The 1,376-nt window shown below is 59.7% G+C and carries 1 protein-coding gene and 1 tRNA gene; both read left to right on the top strand.

Annotated elements, in window-relative coordinates:
- A partial coding sequence (locus C9413_RS32150; RefSeq protein ID WP_170251564.1) for an FAD-dependent oxidoreductase occupies positions 1–772 on the top strand: 772 nt, incomplete at its 5' end.
- Positions 773–855: 83 nt separating this feature from the next.
- Positions 856–946, top strand: a tRNA-Ser gene (locus C9413_RS32145).
- Positions 947–1,376 lie beyond the last annotated feature (430 nt).

Here is a 1,376-nt window from a genome sequence, read left to right as displayed (position 1 = left end):
TATTATAGGCGGCGGTTATATCGGTCTCGAAGCGGCAGCCGTTGCGCGCTATCGCGGCCTCGAAGTGACCGTCATCGAAATGGCCGACCGCATTCTCCAGCGCGTTGCCGCCAAGGAAACGGCCGATATCATCCGCGCGATCCACGAAAGCCATGATGTCGTGATCCGCGAAAAGACCGGGCTTAAGCGTCTCGTCGGCAGGGATGGGCATGTTTGCGGCGCTGAGCTCTCTGACGGCTCGGTAATCGAGATCGATTTCGCCATCGTCGGCATCGGCGTCGTGCCGAACGACCAACTGGCCAAGGAAGCCGGTCTTGACGTTGCGAACGGCATCCTCGTCAACGAATTCGCCCGAACCTCGGACACGTCGATCTTTGCCGCCGGCGATTGCGCCGTGCAGCCCTGGCAGGATGGGCGGATAAGACTCGAATCGGTGCAGAACGCCGTCGACCAGGCTGAAGCCGCCGCTGCGGTCATCGTCGGCGGTGACGCGCCCTATGACCCGAAGCCGTGGTTCTGGTCCGATCAGTATGACGTGAAGCTGCAGATCGCCGGCTTCAACCTCGGCTACGACGAAACCCTTTTGCGCCGCGGCGCCCGCGAAGGCGCGCATTCCGTCTGGTACTTCAGGAACGGCCAGTTCATCGCCGTCGACGCGATCAATGACGCAAAGGCCTATGTGACGGGCAAGAAGCTGCTGGAAACAGGAATCAATCCCGACAAGGCCGTGCTGGCAGACGCCGCCGCCGATCTCAAGCAGTTGCTGGCTTAAGATCACAGCATTGTTTTCTTCCCGGGTGGAAGCCGAAAAAGCGCTTGCTTCACCTGCCGAATGACTCTATCAGGGCTCCCACCGGAGAGGTGGCCGAGTGGTCGAAGGCGCTCCCCTGCTAAGGGAGTATACGTCAAAAGCGTATCGAGGGTTCGAATCCCTTCCTCTCCGCCACGAAACTTTTGTCCGACCCGGAGACATAGGTAACGATCTTACCTAAGTGTAGTGCATCCCGATTTTTGGCACAGAAATTGGTAGCAGCTCTCCGTTAGGAGGACTGATGAGCACGGAATTCGGCGCGAAGCCGATGCGTCTTGAACCTCAGCCCCTGCATTCGCCAGCCCCGTTCCACGGGTCCGGAGCACATGTGGCGTCACATTGTCCCCCAGCTTTGCTCGGCACGAACCGCGCGAAAAGCCTTGTATGGTTTGATCACCTTGGCGCCGTAGTCGTTGATGACATGCAGCGCGGGCATCGGCTTGTAAATCTTCTTGTCCGCCCCCGCGTCAGTAGCGCAGGAAGGTCACAAGTCGGGGAGGGATTGCTCCCGGTGGCTTGCAGACGCGCTCCCCTAGACGTCCGGGAGAACAAAACCCGGTGACGT

The sequence above is a fragment of the Rhizobium sp. SEMIA 4085 genome, from assembly GCF_013004495.1.
Taxonomy (GTDB): Bacteria; Pseudomonadota; Alphaproteobacteria; order Rhizobiales; family Rhizobiaceae; genus Rhizobium; species Rhizobium gallicum.
The sequence above is the reverse complement of the archived record's forward strand: the minus strand, read 5'-3'. Positions and strand labels throughout refer to the sequence as shown.